Genomic DNA, 382 nt, shown 5'->3' with positions numbered 1-382 from the left:
ATTCAATCGGGGAAACCCCTGATCCTCGTCCGTCCGGAAAGCCTGCACCATCCGCTGAAGGAGTTGGCCCAGCGGGCGCAGGTCGTGGTGGAAACCCCCGAACAGGCCCTGGAAGCCTTGGCCTACGTCCTGGAATGACCAACGGAGTCCGAAAGGACTCCGCCTTTTCCATCGAAAACCCGGTGGAGGAGAAACCTGATGGCTGATCGGCGGATCCAAATCAACTTCCGTCTGTTTTATTTTTTGGTCTTTTGGGCGCTCGGGGGACTTTATCCGCTTTTGGGCATTTACCTGAAGGACGAAATCCGGCTCAGCGGAAGCCAGATCGGCACCCTGCTGTCGATCGGCCCCATCGTCATGGTGATCACCCAACCGGTTTGGG

The 382-nt window shown here is 57.6% G+C and carries 2 protein-coding genes; both read left to right on the top strand.

Features of this window, described 5'->3' with window-relative positions; genetic code table 11:
- Complete coding sequence (locus RZO55_RS25850; protein ID WP_369293189.1) at window positions 1-138, top strand: YtoQ family protein; 138 nt, start codon at window positions 1-3, stop codon at window positions 136-138.
- Between the two features lie 60 nt (window positions 139-198).
- Window positions 199-382, top strand: a 184-nt coding sequence (locus RZO55_RS03010; RefSeq protein ID WP_318062810.1) for an MFS transporter, incomplete at its 3' end; no start/stop codon positions are given.

It is taken from the genome of Clostridium boliviensis (genome assembly GCF_033342255.1).
Classification (GTDB): Bacteria; Bacillota; Clostridia; order Lachnospirales; family Lachnospiraceae; genus Lacrimispora; species Lacrimispora boliviensis.
The sequence above is the reverse complement of the archived record's forward strand: the minus strand, read 5'-3'. Positions and strand labels throughout refer to the sequence as shown.